This is a genomic window from Ruminiclostridium herbifermentans, assembly GCF_005473905.2.
GTDB lineage: Bacteria > Bacillota > Clostridia > Acetivibrionales > DSM-1351 > Ruminiclostridium > Ruminiclostridium herbifermentans.
Map to the genome: position 1 here is coordinate 4,677,546 of NZ_CP061336.1, position 19,966 is coordinate 4,697,511.

Annotated in this window: 2 protein-coding genes; one reads left to right on the forward strand and one right to left on the reverse strand. The window is 57.8% G+C overall.

Annotated elements, in window-relative coordinates; translation table 11 throughout:
• Positions 1-18 precede the first annotated feature (18 nt).
• A complete protein-coding gene (locus EHE19_RS18950; protein WP_137698769.1) occupies positions 19-1,959 on the reverse strand; it encodes a glycosyltransferase in 1,941 nt (646 codons plus the stop codon).
• 496 nt (positions 1,960-2,455) lie between these two features.
• Between EHE19_RS18950 and EHE19_RS18955 the strand changes: the two genes are divergently transcribed.
• On the forward strand, positions 2,456-19,777 hold the full coding sequence (locus EHE19_RS18955) for an NTTRR-F1 domain (RefSeq protein ID WP_190530419.1): 17,322 nt from the start codon (positions 2,456-2,458) through the stop codon (positions 19,775-19,777).
• Positions 19,778-19,966 lie beyond the last annotated feature (189 nt).

A 19,966-nucleotide genomic window follows, 5' to 3' on the forward strand; every position in this document is an offset into this window, starting at 1 on the left:
AAAATTTAAACTTCATATTTAATCCTCTAATGAATTCACAAGTTCAATGACTTTATTTAAGGAGTTGTGTTGTTGTATTTCATTATTGTAAATTGCTGAAGAAAGTACTTTTAGTCTGCTATTTATTTTTTTTATATTTAATATCTCTCTTAGGTCAAAGTTAATATTTTTATTAATTTCTGATTTTTGTACAATAAGAAGCTTTTCAGATAATCCCAATTTATTATTATATACTAGTTGCCTATCCCTATTTAGCAGATATTCGCCAATAATCTGCTTATTTTGATTACTAATGGTGGTATCCTTAAATATACTGCAAATTAAATTAAACAAATAAAGTGCATTATTTGATTTTCTTCCTAGTAGATTTCTATCAAAGGGATAGTTCATAAAAAATACCACTGGCTGCATATCAACTAACACAAGATTGTTATCAATAAATACTTTTTCTATATATTCTTTATCACGAATTATTACTTGGGGTGACTGGCTCTTTGTATTGATTGTACTGATGGGTTCAAAAAATATACAAATGCCATCAGCACATAAATGCCTTGAAATATTATTTATAGCTTTTTTAAATTGATTTTCATTTGTAATATTAAGCAATACATCTGCACAAAATATCAAGTCGTATTCACCTTCATAATGACTATCTTCACAAATATCTCCATTCTTAAATTGATATTTCGGATATCTGTGTTGTAGTTCAATTGACGATTTTGATGAAATATCTATGGCTTCATAATCTTGAATACCTTTTCTATAAAAGTACTCGGTAAATATTCCTATTCCAGGACCTAATTCCAATACTCTTATGTCTCTAGATTCATTAAGTATCTTGTTAAAAATGCCGTCCCATATATCTATCCTGCATTTGTATAATAACTTATTGTATATTTCTCCAAGTCCAAAATTACCTACACCTTCAATATTGAAATTCGAATTCAGTCTATTATTCCAATACTCTATATAATCAAAACTAATATTCTCTTTATCCTTTATAATCAATTCATTAATCATTTTATCTATAGCATTAATCTGCTTTTCCAGAGAGTAATTTATATCAATAAAGCTTCTGTATTCATCAGAGTTATACCCCTCTTCTGTAATATTGCAAACAGCCTCATCAATTGTATTCCATAAATATTCATCAGGATAAATTCCTTTAGCACCAACAAAGTTGTGAACTACAGGCTTTATACCCTTTGCCATTGCCTGCATTACACTCATATTTTGGGATTCCAATACGCTAGTACACAGTATATAATTCTTATCCTCCAACCAATTATCAAGATCCTTCTGCCAGCCTTCAATAAAAAAATTATTCTCTAGTCCAAATTCCTTAGACATCTGCTGAAAGTATAGTAAGTATCTTGTATCTTGAAATTGTCCTGCTATATAAAATTTATAGCGGTTATCCTTGTCGTAAATAGCTTTTATTGTGTGTAATAGAAGCATGGGCCCTTTTTTATAATTTATATATCCTACATAAGCTACATTAAAACCAGGTTCTCTCTGCTTATAAGACCACTTACTCATATCAACACCATTTGGTATCACAATTGTATTTCCTTTATTTACTTTGAAGTGTTCTATGACATATTTTTGTATATCTTCTGATACAAATATTAGCTTATCAACACACTCCCAATTAACCTGAGCAGGATAATATGTAAAAGCTTCATAACTATGTAATCTACATATAATTTTCTTTTGCTTTGCTATTTCTAACTTGCTTGCATATATCAAAAGTTCATCGCACCATTCAAACCAACAAATATCAGCCCACTTCATCCACTTGTCTATCATCTTCATGTCAGTTGATACTTTAATTATAGCTTTTGAAGTTTCATATTGAATTGATAACTTTTCAATAATGTCTATTATAAAGTTATCATCACCTTTAGAAAAAAAAACTATTTTCTTTCTTCCGTTAGTTATATTTACCTCACCCATTATTATTTCCCCTGTGCTGAATTTAGTACAAATTTCTACTAAATACAAGCATGGACTCAAGCCTCCTCATTTTAATAATTTAATGGCTTTCACACAAAAAAAGTATATCTGCATACAAATTTACTAATACTTGCTGCATGTTTTACTTTAATAATCCCACACTTTATTTTTTAATAGGAAAATTAAGTAGCTTGGTTCCCTTATCTTTTATTACCTATAATCAAGTTCTGAACAATAGTTAACATAAATGAATACAGGTCTGATTTTCATTTTTATAAATGATTGATATATGTTTAAATTGGTTTACTTATATATATATGCTTGTTATTTCAATAATGACACATTCCATCTATTTAGTTTTTTAAATATATATACTCTTTCTCAACATACATAAGCCCAAGTATCAAATATATTCTGAACATAAGTGTTCTAAATAGCATAATCTAATATTAGTCCTAGCTGTCTTAACAAAGAAATTAAGGATGTGAATATAAAAATGGCTACTGAACTTATAGTAAATGGTAGTTTTGAAACTGGGACCTTCCCTCCGTGGGACGCTGTTGAAGCAACCATAACATCTTTATTCAGCCACACAGGAACTTATTCTGCGCAATTGCAAAATGGAACATCAGTTATATATCAAACTATTTATGGAGATTTCAGCCAACCTGTAGAAGTTAGTGCTTATCTAGCAAAATTAGGAGCATCCCCCAATCCTGTAATATCTATCGTTCTTTCATATTTTGATAACGCATTTAGTTTTCTTGGAACAGGTCTTGTAATAAGTATTCCAGAAAGCAGCCTTCCTGATGTGATTGGAGGTGTCTGGTATAAAGCTTTTGGAACAACAATTACAGCACCCGTTGGAACAGACCTTGCCATTTTGTCTATCAGCAAAAACACTTTAGCTGGCGGTGCTGAAGTTCTAGTTGATGATGTATCTATTTTAGAAGGTCCTGTTAGTCCGACCGGACCTTCTGGGCCAACTGGACCTTCTGGACCTACTGGGCCTACCGGGCCGACTGGGCCGACTGGGCCTACTGGACCGACTGGACCTACCGGGCCTACTGGACCGACTGGACCCACGGGGGCTTCTGGTGGGCCGACGGGACCGACCGGACCTACTGGGGCTACTGGACCTACTGGTGTGACTGGTGCTACCGGTCCGACAGGTGTAACCGGACCTACTGGTGCAACTGGGCCGACCGGCGCGACTGGAGCAACAGGTCCAATCGGAGCGACTGGACCGACTGGTACGACCGGACCTACCGGCGCGACTGGGCCTACTGGAGCAACTGGGCCTACTGGTCCAACAGGTGCGACGGGGGCTACGGGCGCTACCGGACCTACTGGAGCGACCGGACCTACTGGTGTAACAGGTGCTACCGGAGCTACTGGGGCTACCGGTCCGACGGGTTCCACTGGACCTACTGGTGCAACTGGCCCAACCGGGGCTACTGGTCCGACTGGCGCTACTGGCGCAACGGGAACTACCGGACCTACTGGGCCTGCTGGCGCAACTGGACCTACTGGTGTAACAGGTCCAACCGGAGCGACTGGACCGACTGGTGCGACCGGTCCTACCGGAGCTACTGGGCCAACTGGACCTTCTGGCGCTACTGGGCCAACTGGCGCGACTGGACCAACTGGTGCTACGGGGCCAACTGGCGCGACTGGTATAACTGGGCCGACCGGCGCGACTGGAGCTACTGGACCTGCCGGAGCTACAGGACCAACTGGTTCTACCGGACCGACGGGGACTACCGGACCAACTGGTGAAACTGGTCCAACTGGCGCGACGGGGACTACGGGCGCTACTGGTCCGACTGGGCCGACTGGTGTGACGGGTCCAACCGGTGTGACTGGACCTACTGGTGTAACTGGACCGACCGGGACTACTGGGGCTACTGGTTCAACCGGGGCTACTGGGCCTACTGGCGCGACTGGGGCTACCGGACCGACTGGAGCTACTGGAGCAACAGGTCCAACTGGCGCGACTGGACCTACTGGTGAAACTGGTCCTACCGGCGCAACTGGTGCGACTGGACCTACTGGTTCTGCTGGAGCAACTGGACCTGCCGGAGCTACGGGACCAACTGGTACTACCGGACCTACTGGCGCCACTGGGCCGACTGGGTCAACTGGTCCGACTGGGGCTACTGGGCCTACCGGCGTTACTGGCGCGACTGGTGCTACCGGTCCAACGGGTGCAACCGGCGTAACAGGATCTACTGGGCCAACCGGAGCAACTGGGCCGACTGGTATAACTGGACCCACTGGGGCTACCGGGCCGACTGGTGTAACCGGACCTACTGGAGTGACCGGGCCTACCGGTGCTACTGGACCAACAGGTCCAACTGGAGCCGCTGGACCGACTGGTGCGACGGGTCCAACCGGTGCAACTGGGCCTTCTGGCGTGACAGGACCGACTGGTGTAACTGGTCCTACCGGCATTACTGGACCTACTGGTGTCACTGGACCTACTGGGGCTACCGGTGCTACCGGACCAACTGGGGCTACCGGAGCAACTGGTCCAACTGGAGCGACCGGTCCGACGGGGGCTACTGGGCCGACGGGTTCAACTGGACCTACCGGCGCTACCGGTCCGACGGGTTCCACTGGACCTACTGGTGCTACTGGCCCAACCGGGGCTACTGGGCCGACTGGAGCCACTGGACCTACTGGTGTAACTGGTCCTACCGGTGTAACTGGTCCTACCGGTGTAACTGGTCCTACCGGTGTAACTGGTCCTACCGGTGTGACTGGACCTACTGGTGTCACTGGACCGACCGGTGCTACCGGGTCAACTGGAGCAACTGGTTCAACTGGACCTACTGGTGTCACTGGACCTACTGGACCTACTGGAGCGACCGGGCCTACCGGGGCTACTGGCGTTACTGGACCTGCCGGCGTTACCGGTGCTACTGGTGCAACTGGCCCAACCGGGGCGACTGGAGCCACTGGTCCAACAGGTCCAACCGGAGCGACTGGACCGACTGGGCCTACTGGAGCTACTGGGCCTACCGGTGCAACTGGGCCAACTGGGGCTACCGGACCTACCGGTGCAACTGGGCCAACTGGGGCTACCGGACCTACCGGCGCTACTGGCGCGACTGGGCCGACTGGAGCCACTGGAGCCACTGGAGCTACTGGAGCTACTGGACCTACCGGAGCTACGGGACCAACTGGTACTACCGGACCTACTGGCGCGACTGGACCGACTGGAGCTACTGGAGCAACAGGTCCAACCGGCGCGACTGGACCTACTGGGCCTACCGGCGTTACTGGCGCGACTGGTGTAACAGGTGCGACGGGGGCTACGGGCGCTACGGGACCTACTGGGCCTACTGGTGTGACGGGTCCAACCGGTGCAACTGGACCAACTGGACCGACTGGAGCCACTGGAGCTACTGGACCTACCGGAGCTACGGGACCAACTGGTACTACCGGACCGACTGGCGCGACTGGCGCTACCGGACCGACTGGAGCAACTGGTTCAACAGGACCTACTGGTCCAACAGGGCCTACCGGTGCGACTGGACCAACTGGACCGACTGGTGCGACTGGCCCAACTGGCGCTACAGGCGCTACCGGACCTACTGGTTCTACCGGACCGACTGGGGCGACTGGTCCAACTGGCGCAACTGGACCGACTGGGCCAACAGGTCCAACTGGAGCAACTGGACCTACTGGCGCGACTGGTGTAACAGGTGCGACGGGGGCTACGGGCGCTACGGGACCTACTGGGCCTACTGGTGTGACGGGTCCAACCGGTGCAACTGGACCAACTGGCGCGACTGGACCAACTGGTGCTACGGGGCCAACTGGCGCGACTGGTATAACTGGGCCGACCGGCGCGACTGGAGCTACTGGACCTGCCGGAGCTACGGGACCAACTGGTTCTACCGGACCGACGGGGACTACCGGACCAACTGGTGAAACTGGTCCAACTGGCGCGACGGGGACTACGGGCGCTACTGGGCCGACTGGGCCGACTGGTGTGACGGGTCCAACCGGTGTGACTGGACCTACTGGTGTAACTGGACCGACCGGGACTACTGGGGCTACTGGTTCAACCGGCTCTACTGGACCTACCGGACCTACTGGGCCTACGGGCGCTACTGGACCTACTGGGCCGACCGGAGCGACTGGCGTTACTGGGCCGACTGGGGCTACTGGCGTTACTGGGCCGACTGGGGCTACTGGGCCTACTGGCGCGACTGGGGCTACCGGACCGACTGGAGCTACTGGAGCAACAGGTCCAACCGGAGCGACTGGACCTACCGGGGCTACTGGAGCAACCGGGGCTACTGGAGCAACCGGGCCAACTGGAGCTACTGGACCGACTGGTGTAACTGGTCCTACCGGTGTGACTGGTGCCACAGGGCCGACCGGTGTAACCGGACCTACTGGGGCTTCTGGCCCGACTGGTGTAACTGGTGCTACGGGCCCTACAGGAGCAACCGGACCTACTGGGCCGACTGGAGCCACTGGACCTACTGGTGTAACTGGTCCTACCGGTGTAACTGGTCCTACCGGTGTAACTGGTCCTACCGGTGTAACTGGTCCTACCGGTGTGACTGGACCTACTGGTGTCACTGGACCGACCGGTGCTACCGGGTCAACTGGAGCAACTGGTTCAACTGGACCTACTGGTGTCACTGGACCTACTGGGGCTACCGGTGCTACCGGACCAACTGGGGCTACCGGAGCAACTGGTCCAACTGGAGCGACCGGTCCGACGGGGGCTACTGGGCCGACGGGTTCAACTGGACCTACCGGCGCTACCGGTCCGACGGGTTCCACTGGACCTACTGGTGCTACTGGCCCAACCGGGGCTACTGGGCCTACTGGCGCGACTGGGGCTACCGGACCGACTGGAGCTACTGGAGCAACAGGTCCAACCGGAGCGACTGGACCTACCGGGGCTACTGGACCGACGGGGGCTACGGGCGCAACTGGACCGACTGGTGCGACCGGACCGACCGGCTCTACTGGTGCTACTGGACCTACTGGTGTGACTGGTGCTACCGGTCCGACAGGTGTAACCGGACCTACTGGTGCAACTGGGCCGACCGGCGCGACTGGAGCAACAGGTCCAACCGGAGCGACTGGACCGACTGGTACGACCGGACCTACCGGCGCGACTGGTGTGACTGGTGCTACCGGTCCGACAGGTGTAACCGGACCGACTGGACCTACCGGATCTACTGGGCCAACCGGTGTCACAGGTCCAACTGGAGCAACTGGGTCTACTGGGCCGACTGGAGCAACTGGACCTGCCGGAGCTACGGGACCAACTGGTACTACCGGACCTACTGGCTCTACTGGACCGACGGGAGCCACTGGGCCAACTGGTGCGACCGGCGCAACTGGACCTACTGGGCCAACCGGTGCAACTGGACCTACTGGAGCCACTGGGCCGACTGGGTCAACAGGGCCAACTGGGGCTACTGGACCGACTGGTGCGACTGGGCCAACGGGTGCGACTGGGCCAACGGGCGTGACTGGACCGACTGGGGCTACAGGCGTTACTGGTGCAACTGGGCCAACTGGAGTAACTGGGGCTACCGGACCGACTGGAGCTACTGGGGCTACCGGTCCGACTGGTTCCACTGGACCTACTGGTGCAACTGGCCCAACCGGGGCTACTGGACCTACTGGCGCTACAGGCGCTACCGGACCTACTGGAACTACCGGGCCAACTGGTGAAACAGGACCTACTGGTGTGACTGGACCTACTGGGCCGACTGGTGTGACGGGTCCTACTGGGGCTACTGGACCAACTGGGCCTACCGGAGCAACCGGCGTGACTGGACCGACTGGAGCTACTGGTGAAACCGGGCCGACTGGTCCAACAGGTGCGACGGGGGCTACTGGTGCTACCGGTGCTACTGGTGTGACCGGGCCTACTGGAGCGACTGGCGTGACTGGACCGACTGGAGCTACGGGTCCGACAGGAGTAACTGGCGTGACTGGACCGACGGGGGCTACGGGCGCAACTGGACCAACTGGTTCTACGGGGCCTACTGGCGCTACTGGACCTACCGGAGCTACGGGACCAACTGGTACTACCGGACCTACTGGCGCGACTGGGCTGACTGGGGCTACTGGGCCGACTGGTCCAACAGGTGCGACGGGGGCTACGGGCGCTACCGGACCTACTGGCGCTACTGGACCGACTGGGGCTACGGGCGCAGCTGGACCTACCGGTGCAACTGGGCCAACTGGCTCTACTGGAGCTACTGGGCCAACCGGCGCGACTGGAGCTACTGGGCCTACTGGTGTAACTGGTCCTACCGGGGCTACTGGCCCTACTGGTGTGGCCGGACCGACTGGAGCAACTGGTTCAACTGGACCTACTGGTGTCACTGGACCTACTGGGGCTACCGGTGCTACCGGACCAACTGGGGCTACCGGAGCAACTGGTCCAACTGGAGCGACCGGTCCGACGGGGGCTACTGGGCCGACGGGTTCAACTGGACCTACCGGCGCTACCGGTCCGACGGGTTCCACTGGACCTACTGGTGCTACTGGCCCAACCGGGGCTACTGGGCCTACTGGCGCGACTGGGGCTACCGGACCGACTGGAGCTACTGGAGCAACAGGTCCAACCGGAGCGACTGGACCTACCGGGGCTACTGGACCGACGGGGGCTACGGGCGCAACTGGACCGACTGGTGCGACCGGACCGACCGGCTCTACTGGTGCTACTGGACCTACTGGTGTGACTGGTGCTACCGGTCCGACAGGTGTAACCGGACCTACTGGTGCAACTGGGCCGACCGGCGCGACTGGAGCAACAGGTCCAACCGGAGCGACTGGACCAACTGGCGCGACTGGACCAACTGGTGCTACGGGGCCAACTGGTGCTACGGGGCCAACTGGCGCGACTGGACCAACTGGTGCTACGGGGCCAACTGGCGCGACTGGTATAACTGGGCCGACCGGCGCGACTGGAGCTACTGGACCTGCCGGAGCTACGGGACCAACTGGTTCTACCGGACCGACGGGGACTACCGGACCAACTGGTGAAACTGGTCCAACTGGCGCGACGGGGACTACGGGCGCTACTGGGCCGACTGGGCCGACTGGTGTGACGGGTCCAACCGGTGTGACTGGACCTACTGGTGTAACTGGACCGACCGGGACTACTGGGGCTACTGGTTCAACCGGCTCTACTGGACCTACCGGACCTACTGGGCCTACGGGCGCTACTGGACCTACTGGGCCTACTGGTACTACCGGACCTACTGGCACTACAGGCGCTACTGGACCTACCGGAGCTACGGGACCAACTGGTACTACCGGACCTACGGGCGCTACAGGACCTACTGGCGCGACTGGCGCAACGGGAACTACCGGAGCTACTGGAGCTACTGGGGCTACCGGTCCGACGGGTTCCACTGGACCTACCGGAGCAACAGGTCCAACTGGGGCTACCGGTGCAACTGGGCTAACTGGAGCTACTGGGCCTACTGGCGTGACTGGACCTACTGGGCCAACCGGTGCAACTGGTCCAACAGGGCCAACCGGTGTCACAGGTCCAACTGGAGCTACTGGGCCGACCGGTTCTACTGGACCGACTGGCGCGACTGGTGTGACTGGACCGACTGGAGCAGCTGGTCCAACAGGACCTACTGGGGCTACTGGCCCTACTGGTGTGGCCGGACCGACTGGACCAACTGGTTCTACTGGAGCAACAGGTCCAACTGGTGCTACTGGACCTACTGGGCCGACCGGTTCTACTGGACCGACTGGCGCTACTGGTGTGACTGGACCTACTGGGCCAACTGGTCCTACCGGGGCTACTGGACCTACTGGTGTGACTGGTGCTACCGGTCCGACAGGTGTAACCGGACCTACTGGTGCAACTGGGCCGACCGGCGCGACTGGAGCAACAGGTCCAACCGGAGCGACTGGACCGACTGGTGAAACTGGTCCTACCGGCGCTACTGGACCGACTGGGCCAACCGGTGTCACAGGGCCAACCGGAGCGACTGGACCGACTGGGCCTACCGGTCCTACTGGGGCTACTGGACCGACTGGTGCGACCGGCGCAACTGGACCTACTGGTACTACCGGACCTACCGGCGCTACTGGACCGACTGGGCCAACCGGTGTCACAGGGCTAACCGGGCCAACTGGTGCTACTGGGCCGACTGGTATAACTGGACCTACTGGGGCTACTGGACCGACCGGAGCTACTGGGCCAACTGGACCAATTGGTGAAACTGGTCCTACTGGAGCGACTGGACCGACTGGTGCAACTGGACCAACCGGCGCGACTGGACCGACTGGTGCTACAGGCGTTACTGGTGCGACTGGTCCAACTGGCGCTACAGGGGCAACCGGACCGACTGGTTCTACTGGACCAACTGGCGCGACTGGGCCTACCGGGGCTACTGGCGTTACTGGACCTGCCGGCGTTACCGGTGCTACTGGTGCAACTGGCCCAACCGGGGCTACTGGACCGACTGGTGTGACCGGACCGACTGGACCGACCGGACCTACCGGACCTACTGGTACTACCGGACCTACTGGCGCTACGGGAACTACTGGTTCTACTGGAGCAACAGGTCCAACCGGAGCTACTGGACCTACTGGTGTGACTGGACCTACTGGAGCTACAGGCGCTACTGGACCTACCGGACCTACTGGTACTACCGGACCTACTGGCACTACAGGCGCTACTGGACCTACCGGACCTACTGGTACTACCGGACCTACGGGCGCTACAGGACCTACTGGCGCGACTGGCGCAACGGGAACTACCGGAGCTACTGGAGCTACTGGGGCTACCGGTCCGACGGGTTCCACTGGACCTACCGGAGCAACAGGTCCAACTGGGGCTACCGGTGCAACTGGGCTAACTGGAGCTACTGGGCCTACTGGCGTGACTGGACCTACTGGGCCAACCGGTGCAACTGGTCCAACAGGGCCAACCGGTGTCACAGGTCCAACTGGAGCTACTGGGCCGACCGGTTCTACTGGACCGACTGGCGCGACTGGTGTGACTGGACCGACTGGAGCAACCGGACCTACTGGGCCGACTGGAGCCACTGGACCTACTGGTGTAACTGGTCCTACCGGTGTAACTGGTCCTACCGGTGTAACTGGTCCTACCGGTGTAACTGGTCCTACCGGTGTGACTGGACCTACTGGTGTCACTGGACCGACCGGTGCTACCGGGTCAACTGGAGCAACTGGTTCAACTGGACCTACTGGTGTCACTGGACCTACTGGGGCTACCGGTGCTACCGGACCAACTGGGGCTACCGGAGCAACTGGTCCAACTGGAGCGACCGGTCCGACGGGGGCTACTGGGCCGACGGGTTCAACTGGACCTACCGGCGCTACCGGTCCGACGGGTTCCACTGGACCTACTGGTGCTACTGGCCCAACCGGGGCTACTGGGCCTACTGGCGCGACTGGGGCTACCGGACCGACTGGAGCTACTGGAGCAACAGGTCCAACCGGAGCGACTGGACCTACCGGGGCTACTGGACCGACGGGGGCTACGGGCGCAACTGGACCGACTGGTGCGACCGGACCGACCGGCTCTACTGGTGCTACTGGACCTACTGGTGTGACTGGTGCTACCGGTCCGACAGGTGTAACCGGACCTACTGGTGCAACTGGGCCGACCGGCGCGACTGGAGCAACAGGTCCAACCGGAGCGACTGGACCGACTGGTACGACCGGACCTACCGGCGCGACTGGTGTGACTGGTGCTACCGGTCCGACAGGTGTAACCGGACCGACTGGACCTACCGGATCTACTGGGCCAACCGGTGTCACAGGTCCAACTGGAGCAACTGGGTCTACTGGGCCGACTGGAGCAACTGGACCTGCCGGAGCTACGGGACCAACTGGTACTACCGGACCTACTGGCTCTACTGGACCGACGGGAGCCACTGGGCCAACTGGTGCGACCGGCGCAACTGGACCTACTGGGCCAACCGGTGCAACTGGACCTACTGGAGCCACTGGGCCGACTGGGTCAACAGGGCCAACTGGGGCTACTGGACCGACTGGTGCGACTGGGCCAACGGGTGCGACTGGGCCAACGGGCGTGACTGGACCGACTGGGGCTACAGGCGTTACTGGTGCAACTGGGCCAACTGGAGTAACTGGGGCTACCGGACCGACTGGAGCTACTGGGGCTACCGGTCCGACTGGTTCCACTGGACCTACTGGTGCAACTGGCCCAACCGGGGCTACTGGACCTACTGGCGCTACAGGCGCTACCGGACCTACTGGAACTACCGGGCCAACTGGTGAAACAGGACCTACTGGTGTGACTGGACCTACTGGGCCGACTGGTGTGACGGGTCCTACTGGCGCTACTGGACCTACCGGAGCTACGGGACCAACTGGTACTACCGGACCTACTGGCGCGACTGGGCTGACTGGGGCTACTGGGCCGACTGGTCCAACAGGTGCGACGGGGGCTACGGGCGCTACCGGACCTACTGGCGCTACTGGACCGACTGGGGCTACGGGCGCAGCTGGACCTACCGGTGCAACTGGGCCAACTGGCTCTACTGGAGCTACTGGGCCAACCGGCGCTACTGGACCGACTGGGCCAACCGGTGTCACAGGGCTAACCGGGCCAACTGGTGCTACTGGGCCGACTGGTATAACTGGACCTACTGGGGCTACTGGACCGACCGGAGCTACTGGGCCAACTGGACCAATTGGTGAAACTGGTCCTACTGGAGCGACTGGACCGACTGGTGCAACTGGACCAACCGGCGCGACTGGACCGACTGGTGCTACAGGCGTTACTGGTGCGACTGGTCCAACTGGCGCTACAGGGGCAACCGGACCGACTGGTTCTACTGGACCAACTGGCGCGACTGGGCCTACCGGGGCTACTGGCGTTACTGGACCTGCCGGCGTTACCGGTGCTACTGGTGCAACTGGCCCAACCGGGGCTACTGGACCGACTGGTGTGACCGGACCGACTGGACCGACCGGACCTACCGGACCTACTGGTACTACCGGACCTACTGGCGCTACGGGAACTACTGGTTCTACTGGAGCAACAGGTCCAACCGGAGCTACTGGACCTACTGGTGTGACTGGACCTACTGGAGCTACAGGCGCTACTGGACCTACCGGACCTACTGGTACTACCGGACCTACTGGCACTACAGGCGCTACTGGACCTACCGGACCTACTGGTACTACCGGACCTACGGGCGCTACAGGACCTACTGGCGCGACTGGCGCAACGGGAACTACCGGAGCTACTGGAGCTACTGGGGCTACCGGTCCGACGGGTTCCACTGGACCTACCGGAGCAACAGGTCCAACTGGGGCTACCGGTGCAACTGGGCTAACTGGAGCTACTGGGCCTACTGGCGTGACTGGACCTACTGGGCCAACCGGTGCAACTGGTCCAACAGGGCCAACCGGTGTCACAGGTCCAACTGGAGCTACTGGGCCGACCGGTTCTACTGGACCGACTGGCGCGACTGGTGTGACTGGACCGACTGGAGCAGCTGGTCCAACAGGACCTACTGGGGCTACTGGACCGACTGGGCCAACAGGTCCTACTGGGCCGACCGGCGCTACTGGTCCGACTGGTGTAACTGGACCTACTGGTGTGACCGGACCAACTGGAGCGACCGGTCCGACTGGGGCTACCGGTGCTACTGGTGTGACCGGGCCTACTGGCGTGACTGGGCCAACCGGTGCAACTGGGCCAACAGGGCCTACTGGTGTAACAGGTCCAACCGGAGCGACTGGTGCGACCGGCGCAACTGGACCTACCGGCGCTACGGGACCTACTGGTACTACCGGACCTACCGGCGCTACTGGACCGACTGGGCCAACCGGTGTCACAGGGCCAACCGGTCCAACTGGTGCTACTGGGCCGACTGGTATAACTGGACCTACTGGGGCTACTGGACCGACCGGTGTTACCGGGGCTACTGGCGTAACTGGACCTGCCGGCGTTACAGGGCCAACCGGAGCGACTGGACCTACCGGGGCTACTGGACCAACAGGTCCAACTGGTGCTACCGGTCCGACAGGAGTAACTGGCGTGACAGGACCGACTGGAGCTACTGGAGCAACAGGTCCAACCGGAGCTACTGGACCAACTGGTGCTACCGGAGCAACTGGGCCAACTGGAGCGACTGGGCCGACTGGGTCAACTGGTGTAACTGGAGCAACTGGTTCAACTGGACCTACTGGACCGACTGGTGCGACCGGACCTACTGGTTCTACTGGTGCAACTGGCCCAACCGGGGCTACTGGTCCGACTGGCGCTACTGGCGCAACGGGAACTACCGGACCTACTGGACCTGCTGGCGCAACTGGACTTACCGGCGTTACTGGTGCAACTGGGCCTACTGGTGTAACAGGTCCAACCGGAGCTACGGGACCTACTGGGCCAACAGGTCTAACTGGCACAACCGGACCTACCGGCGCTACTGGCGCGACTGGGCCGACTGGAGCCACTGGAGCCACTGGAGCTACTGGAGCTACTGGACCTACCGGAGCTACGGGACCAACTGGTACTACCGGACCTACTGGCGCGACTGGACCGACTGGAGCTACTGGAGCAACAGGTCCAACCGGCGCGACTGGACCTACTGGGCCTACCGGCGTTACTGGCGCGACTGGTGTAACAGGTGCGACGGGGGCTACGGGCGCTACGGGACCTACTGGGCCTACTGGTGTGACGGGTCCAACCGGTGCAACTGGACCAACTGGACCGACTGGAGCCACTGGAGCTACTGGACCTACCGGAGCTACGGGACCAACTGGTACTACCGGACCGACTGGCGCGACTGGCGCTACCGGACCTATTGGACCTACTGGAGCCACTGGACCTACTGGCGCGACTGGACCGACTGGTGAAACTGGTCCTACCGGCGCTACTGGACCGACTGGGCCAACCGGTGTCACAGGGCCAACCGGAGCGACTGGTCCGACTGGGCCTACCGGTCCTACTGGGGCTACTGGACCGACTGGTGCGACCGGCGCAACTGGACCTACTGGTACTACCGGACCTACCGGCGCGACTGGACCGACTGGGCCAACCGGTGTCACAGGGCTAACCGGGCCAACTGGTGCTACTGGGCCGACTGGTATAACTGGACCTACTGGGGCTACTGGACCGACCGGAGCTACTGGGCCAACTGGACCAATTGGTGAAACTGGTCCTACTGGAGCGACTGGACCGACTGGTGCAACTGGACCAACCGGCGCGACTGGACCGACCGGTGTTACCGGGGCTACTGGCGTAACTGGACCTGCCGGCGTTACAGGGCCAACCGGAGCGACTGGACCTACCGGGGCTACTGGACCAACAGGTCCAACTGGTGCTACCGGTCCGACAGGAGTAACTGGCGTGACAGGACCGACTGGAGCTACTGGAGCAACAGGTCCAACCGGAGCTACTGGACCAACTGGTGCTACCGGAGCAACTGGGCCAACTGGAGCGACTGGGCCGACTGGGTCAACTGGTGTAACTGGAGCAACTGGTTCAACTGGACCTACTGGACCGACTGGTGCGACCGGACCTACTGGTTCTACTGGTGCAACTGGCCCAACCGGGGCTACTGGTCCGACTGGCGCTACTGGCGCAACGGGAACTACCGGACCTACTGGACCTGCTGGCGCAACTGGACTTACCGGCGTTACTGGTGCAACTGGGCCTACTGGTGTAACAGGTCCAACCGGAGCTACGGGACCTACTGGGCCAACAGGTCTAACTGGCACAACTGGACCTACCGGCGCTACTGGTCCGACTGGTGAAACTGGGCCGACCGGCGCTACTGGACCGACTGGGCCAACCGGTGTCACAGGGCCAACCGGTGCAACTGGGGCGACTGGTGTGACCGGACCTACTGGTGCTACTGGACCTACTGGTGTGACGGGTGCTACCGGTCCAACTGGTGCTACCGGCGTAACAGGACCTACTGGGCCAACAGGGCCAACTGGGGCTACGGGACCTACTGGTACTACTGGTACTACCGGACCTACCGGCGCTACTGGACCTACTGGTACTACCGGACCTACTGGGGCTACCGGGCCAACTGGTGCTACTGGGCCTACTGGTATAACTGGACCTACTGGGGCTACTGGACCGACCGGTGTTACCGGGGCTACTGGCGTAACTGGACCTGCCGGCGTTACAGGTGCTACTGGTGTGACTGGACCTACTGGGCCAACTGGGGCTACAGGGGCTACTGGACCGACTGGTGCGACCGGCGCAACTGGACCTACCGGCGCTACGGGACCTACTGGACCAACAGGTCCTACTGGGCCGACCGGCGCTACTGGTCCGACTGGTGCAACTGGGCCAACTGGGGCTACTGGTTCTCCCGGTGCCACTGGTGTGACCGGGGCTACTGGACCAATTGGTGAAACTGGTCCAACCGGTGCAACTGGAGCGACTGGACCGACTGGACCTACTGGCGTGACTGGACCTACTGGTGTAACCGGACCTACCGGCGCTACTGGCGCGACTGGGCCGACTGGACCTACTGGCGTGACTGGACCTACTGGTGTAACCGGACCTACCGGCGCTACTGGCGCGACTGGGCCGACTGGACCTACTGGCGTGACTGGACCAACTGGCGCGACTGGGCCTACCGGGGCTACTGGCGTTACTGGACCTGCCGGCGTTACCGGTGCTACTGGTGCAACTGGCCCAACCGGGGCTACTGGACCGACTGGTGTGACCGGACCGACTGGACCGACCGGACCTACCGGACCTACTGGTACTACCGGACCTACTGGCGCTACGGGAACTACTGGTTCTACTGGAGCAACAGGTCCAACCGGAGCTACTGGACCTACTGGTGTGACTGGACCTACTGGAGCTACAGGCGCTACTGGACCTACCGGACCTACTGGTACTACCGGACCTACTGGCACTACAGGCGCTACTGGACCTACCGGAGCTACGGGACCAACTGGTACTACCGGACCTACGGGCGCTACAGGACCTACTGGCGCGACTGGCGCAACGGGAACTACCGGAGCTACTGGAGCTACTGGGGCTACCGGTCCGACTGGTGAAACTGGGCCGACCGGCGCTACTGGACCGACTGGGCCAACCGGTGTCACAGGGCCAACCGGTGCAACTGGGGCGACTGGTGTGACCGGACCTACTGGTGCTACTGGACCTACTGGTGTGACGGGTGCTACCGGTCCAACTGGTGCTACCGGCGTAACAGGACCTACTGGGCCAACAGGGCCAACTGGGGCTACGGGACCTACTGGTACTACTGGTACTACCGGACCTACCGGCGCTACTGGACCTACTGGTACTACCGGACCTACTGGGGCTACCGGGCCAACTGGTGCTACTGGGCCTACTGGTATAACTGGACCTACTGGGGCTACTGGACCGACCGGTGTTACCGGGGCTACTGGCGTAACTGGACCTGCCGGCGTTACAGGTGCTACTGGTGTGACTGGACCTACTGGGCCAACTGGGGCTACAGGGGCTACTGGACCGACTGGTGCGACCGGCGCAACTGGACCTACCGGCGCTACGGGACCTACTGGACCAACAGGTCCTACTGGGCCGACCGGCGCTACTGGTCCGACTGGTGCAACTGGGCCAACTGGGGCTACTGGTTCTCCCGGTGCCACTGGTGTGACCGGGGCTACTGGACCAATTGGTGAAACTGGTCCAACCGGTGCAACTGGAGCGACTGGACCGACTGGACCTACTGGCGTGACTGGACCTACTGGTGTAACCGGACCTACCGGCGCTACTGGCGCGACTGGGCCGACTGGACCTACTGGCGTGACTGGACCTACTGGTGTAACCGGACCTACCGGCGCTACTGGCGCGACTGGGCCGACTGGACCTACTGGCGTGACTGGACCAACTGGTGCAACTGGCCCAACCGGGGCTACTGGACCGACTGGTGTGACCGGACCGACTGGACCGACCGGACCTACCGGACCTACTGGTACTACCGGACCTACTGGCGCTACGGGAACTACTGGTTCTACTGGAGCAACAGGTCCAACCGGAGCTACTGGACCTACTGGTGTGACTGGACCTACTGGAGCTACAGGCGCTACTGGACCTACCGGAGCTACGGGACCAACTGGTACTATCGGACCTACGGGCGCTACAGGACCTACTGGCGCGACTGGCGCAACGGGAACTACCGGAGCTACTGGAGCTACTGGGGCTACCGGTCCGACGGGTTCCACTGGACCTACCGGAGCAACAGGTCCAACTGGGGCTACCGGTGCAACTGGGCTAACTGGAGCTACTGGGCCTACTGGCGTGACTGGACCGACTGGACCGACCGGACCTACCGGACCTACTGGTACTACCGGACCTACTGGCGCTACGGGAACTACTGGTTCTACTGGAGCAACAGGTCCAACCGGAGCTACTGGACCTACTGGTGTGACTGGACCTACTGGAGCTACAGGCGCTACTGGACCTACCGGAGCTACGGGACCAACTGGTACTACCGGACCTACGGGCGCTACAGGACCTACTGGCGCGACTGGCGCAACGGGAACTACCGGAGCTACTGGAGCTACTGGGGCTACCGGTCCGACGGGTTCCACTGGACCTACCGGAGCAACAGGTCCAACTGGGGCTACCGGTGCAACTGGGCTAACTGGAGCTACTGGGCCTACTGGCGTGACTGGACCTACTGGGCCAACCGGTGCAACTGGTCCAACAGGGCCAACCGGTGTCACAGGTCCAACTGGAGCTACTGGGCCGACCGGTTCTACTGGACCGACTGGCGCGACTGGTGTGACTGGACCGACTGGAGCAGCTGGTCCAACAGGACCTACTGGGGCTACTGGACCGACTGGGCCAACTGGGGCTACAGGGGCTACTGGACCGACTGGTGCGACCGGCGCAACTGGACCTACCGGCGCTACGGGACCTACTGGACCAACAGGTCCTACTGGGCCGACCGGCGCTACTGGTCCGACTGGTGTAACTGGACCTACTGGTGTGACCGGACCAACTGGAGCGACCGGTCCGACTGGGGCTACCGGTGCTACTGGTGTGACCGGGCCTACTGGCGTGACTGGGCCAACCGGTGCAACTGGGCCAACAGGTCCAACTGGTGCAACTGGACCTACTGGGGCTACTGGAGCTACTGGGCCTACCGGAGCGACCGGCGTGACTGGACCGACTGGAGCTACTGGTGAAACCGGGCCGACTGGTCCAACAGGTGCGACGGGGGCTACTGGTGCTACTGGTGTGACCGGACCTACTGGTGCTACTGGACCTACTGGTGCGACGGGTGCTACCGGTCCAACTGGTGCTACCGGCGTAACAGGACCTACTGGGCCAACAGGGCCAACTGGGGCTACGGGACCTACTGGCGCGACTGGAGCAACTGGACCTACTGGGCCAACTGGGGCTACTGGAGTCACTGGTCCAACTGGTCCTGCTGCAGATGTCCCAACTCTTTCATTCAATGAAGTAGTTGGCTCAACTTCGATATTACCTGCAGATGATGAATATACAGTAATAACTGTTGATGTTCCTGTTGAAGTCGGTGAAAATTTGAAAATTGATTATGCACTCGCAGTGGAAGCTGTTACAAATGCAGATTGGCTTATCGACTTAGAGATTAGATTGTATAGAGATTCTACACTAATTGATACCAGAACACTTTTGATTTCAGGTGCAGATGCTGGAACACAAAGATTCCCTATAGCTTCTACTCAAGTTGATACAGCAGCAGAAACAACAACAAGCACTTATTCTGTTCGCGTTTATGTATCAACAGCAACAAATGTTAATACAGCAACAGCAAATAATAGAGATATCAATATTATTGTTTTCCCATAATTTGATATGAATTAATCAGTTTACAATCTATTGGAAAATGATCTTTACTCTAATATTTAATCACTATTTATAAGCTTCTGCGGAGCAATGTCTCCGCTGAAGCTTATTCTATTTAAAATTAAGAGTATTATTTATCTTATTTTATCTATGACATCAATTTGTTCACTTATATAAGTAAATATCCCTCAC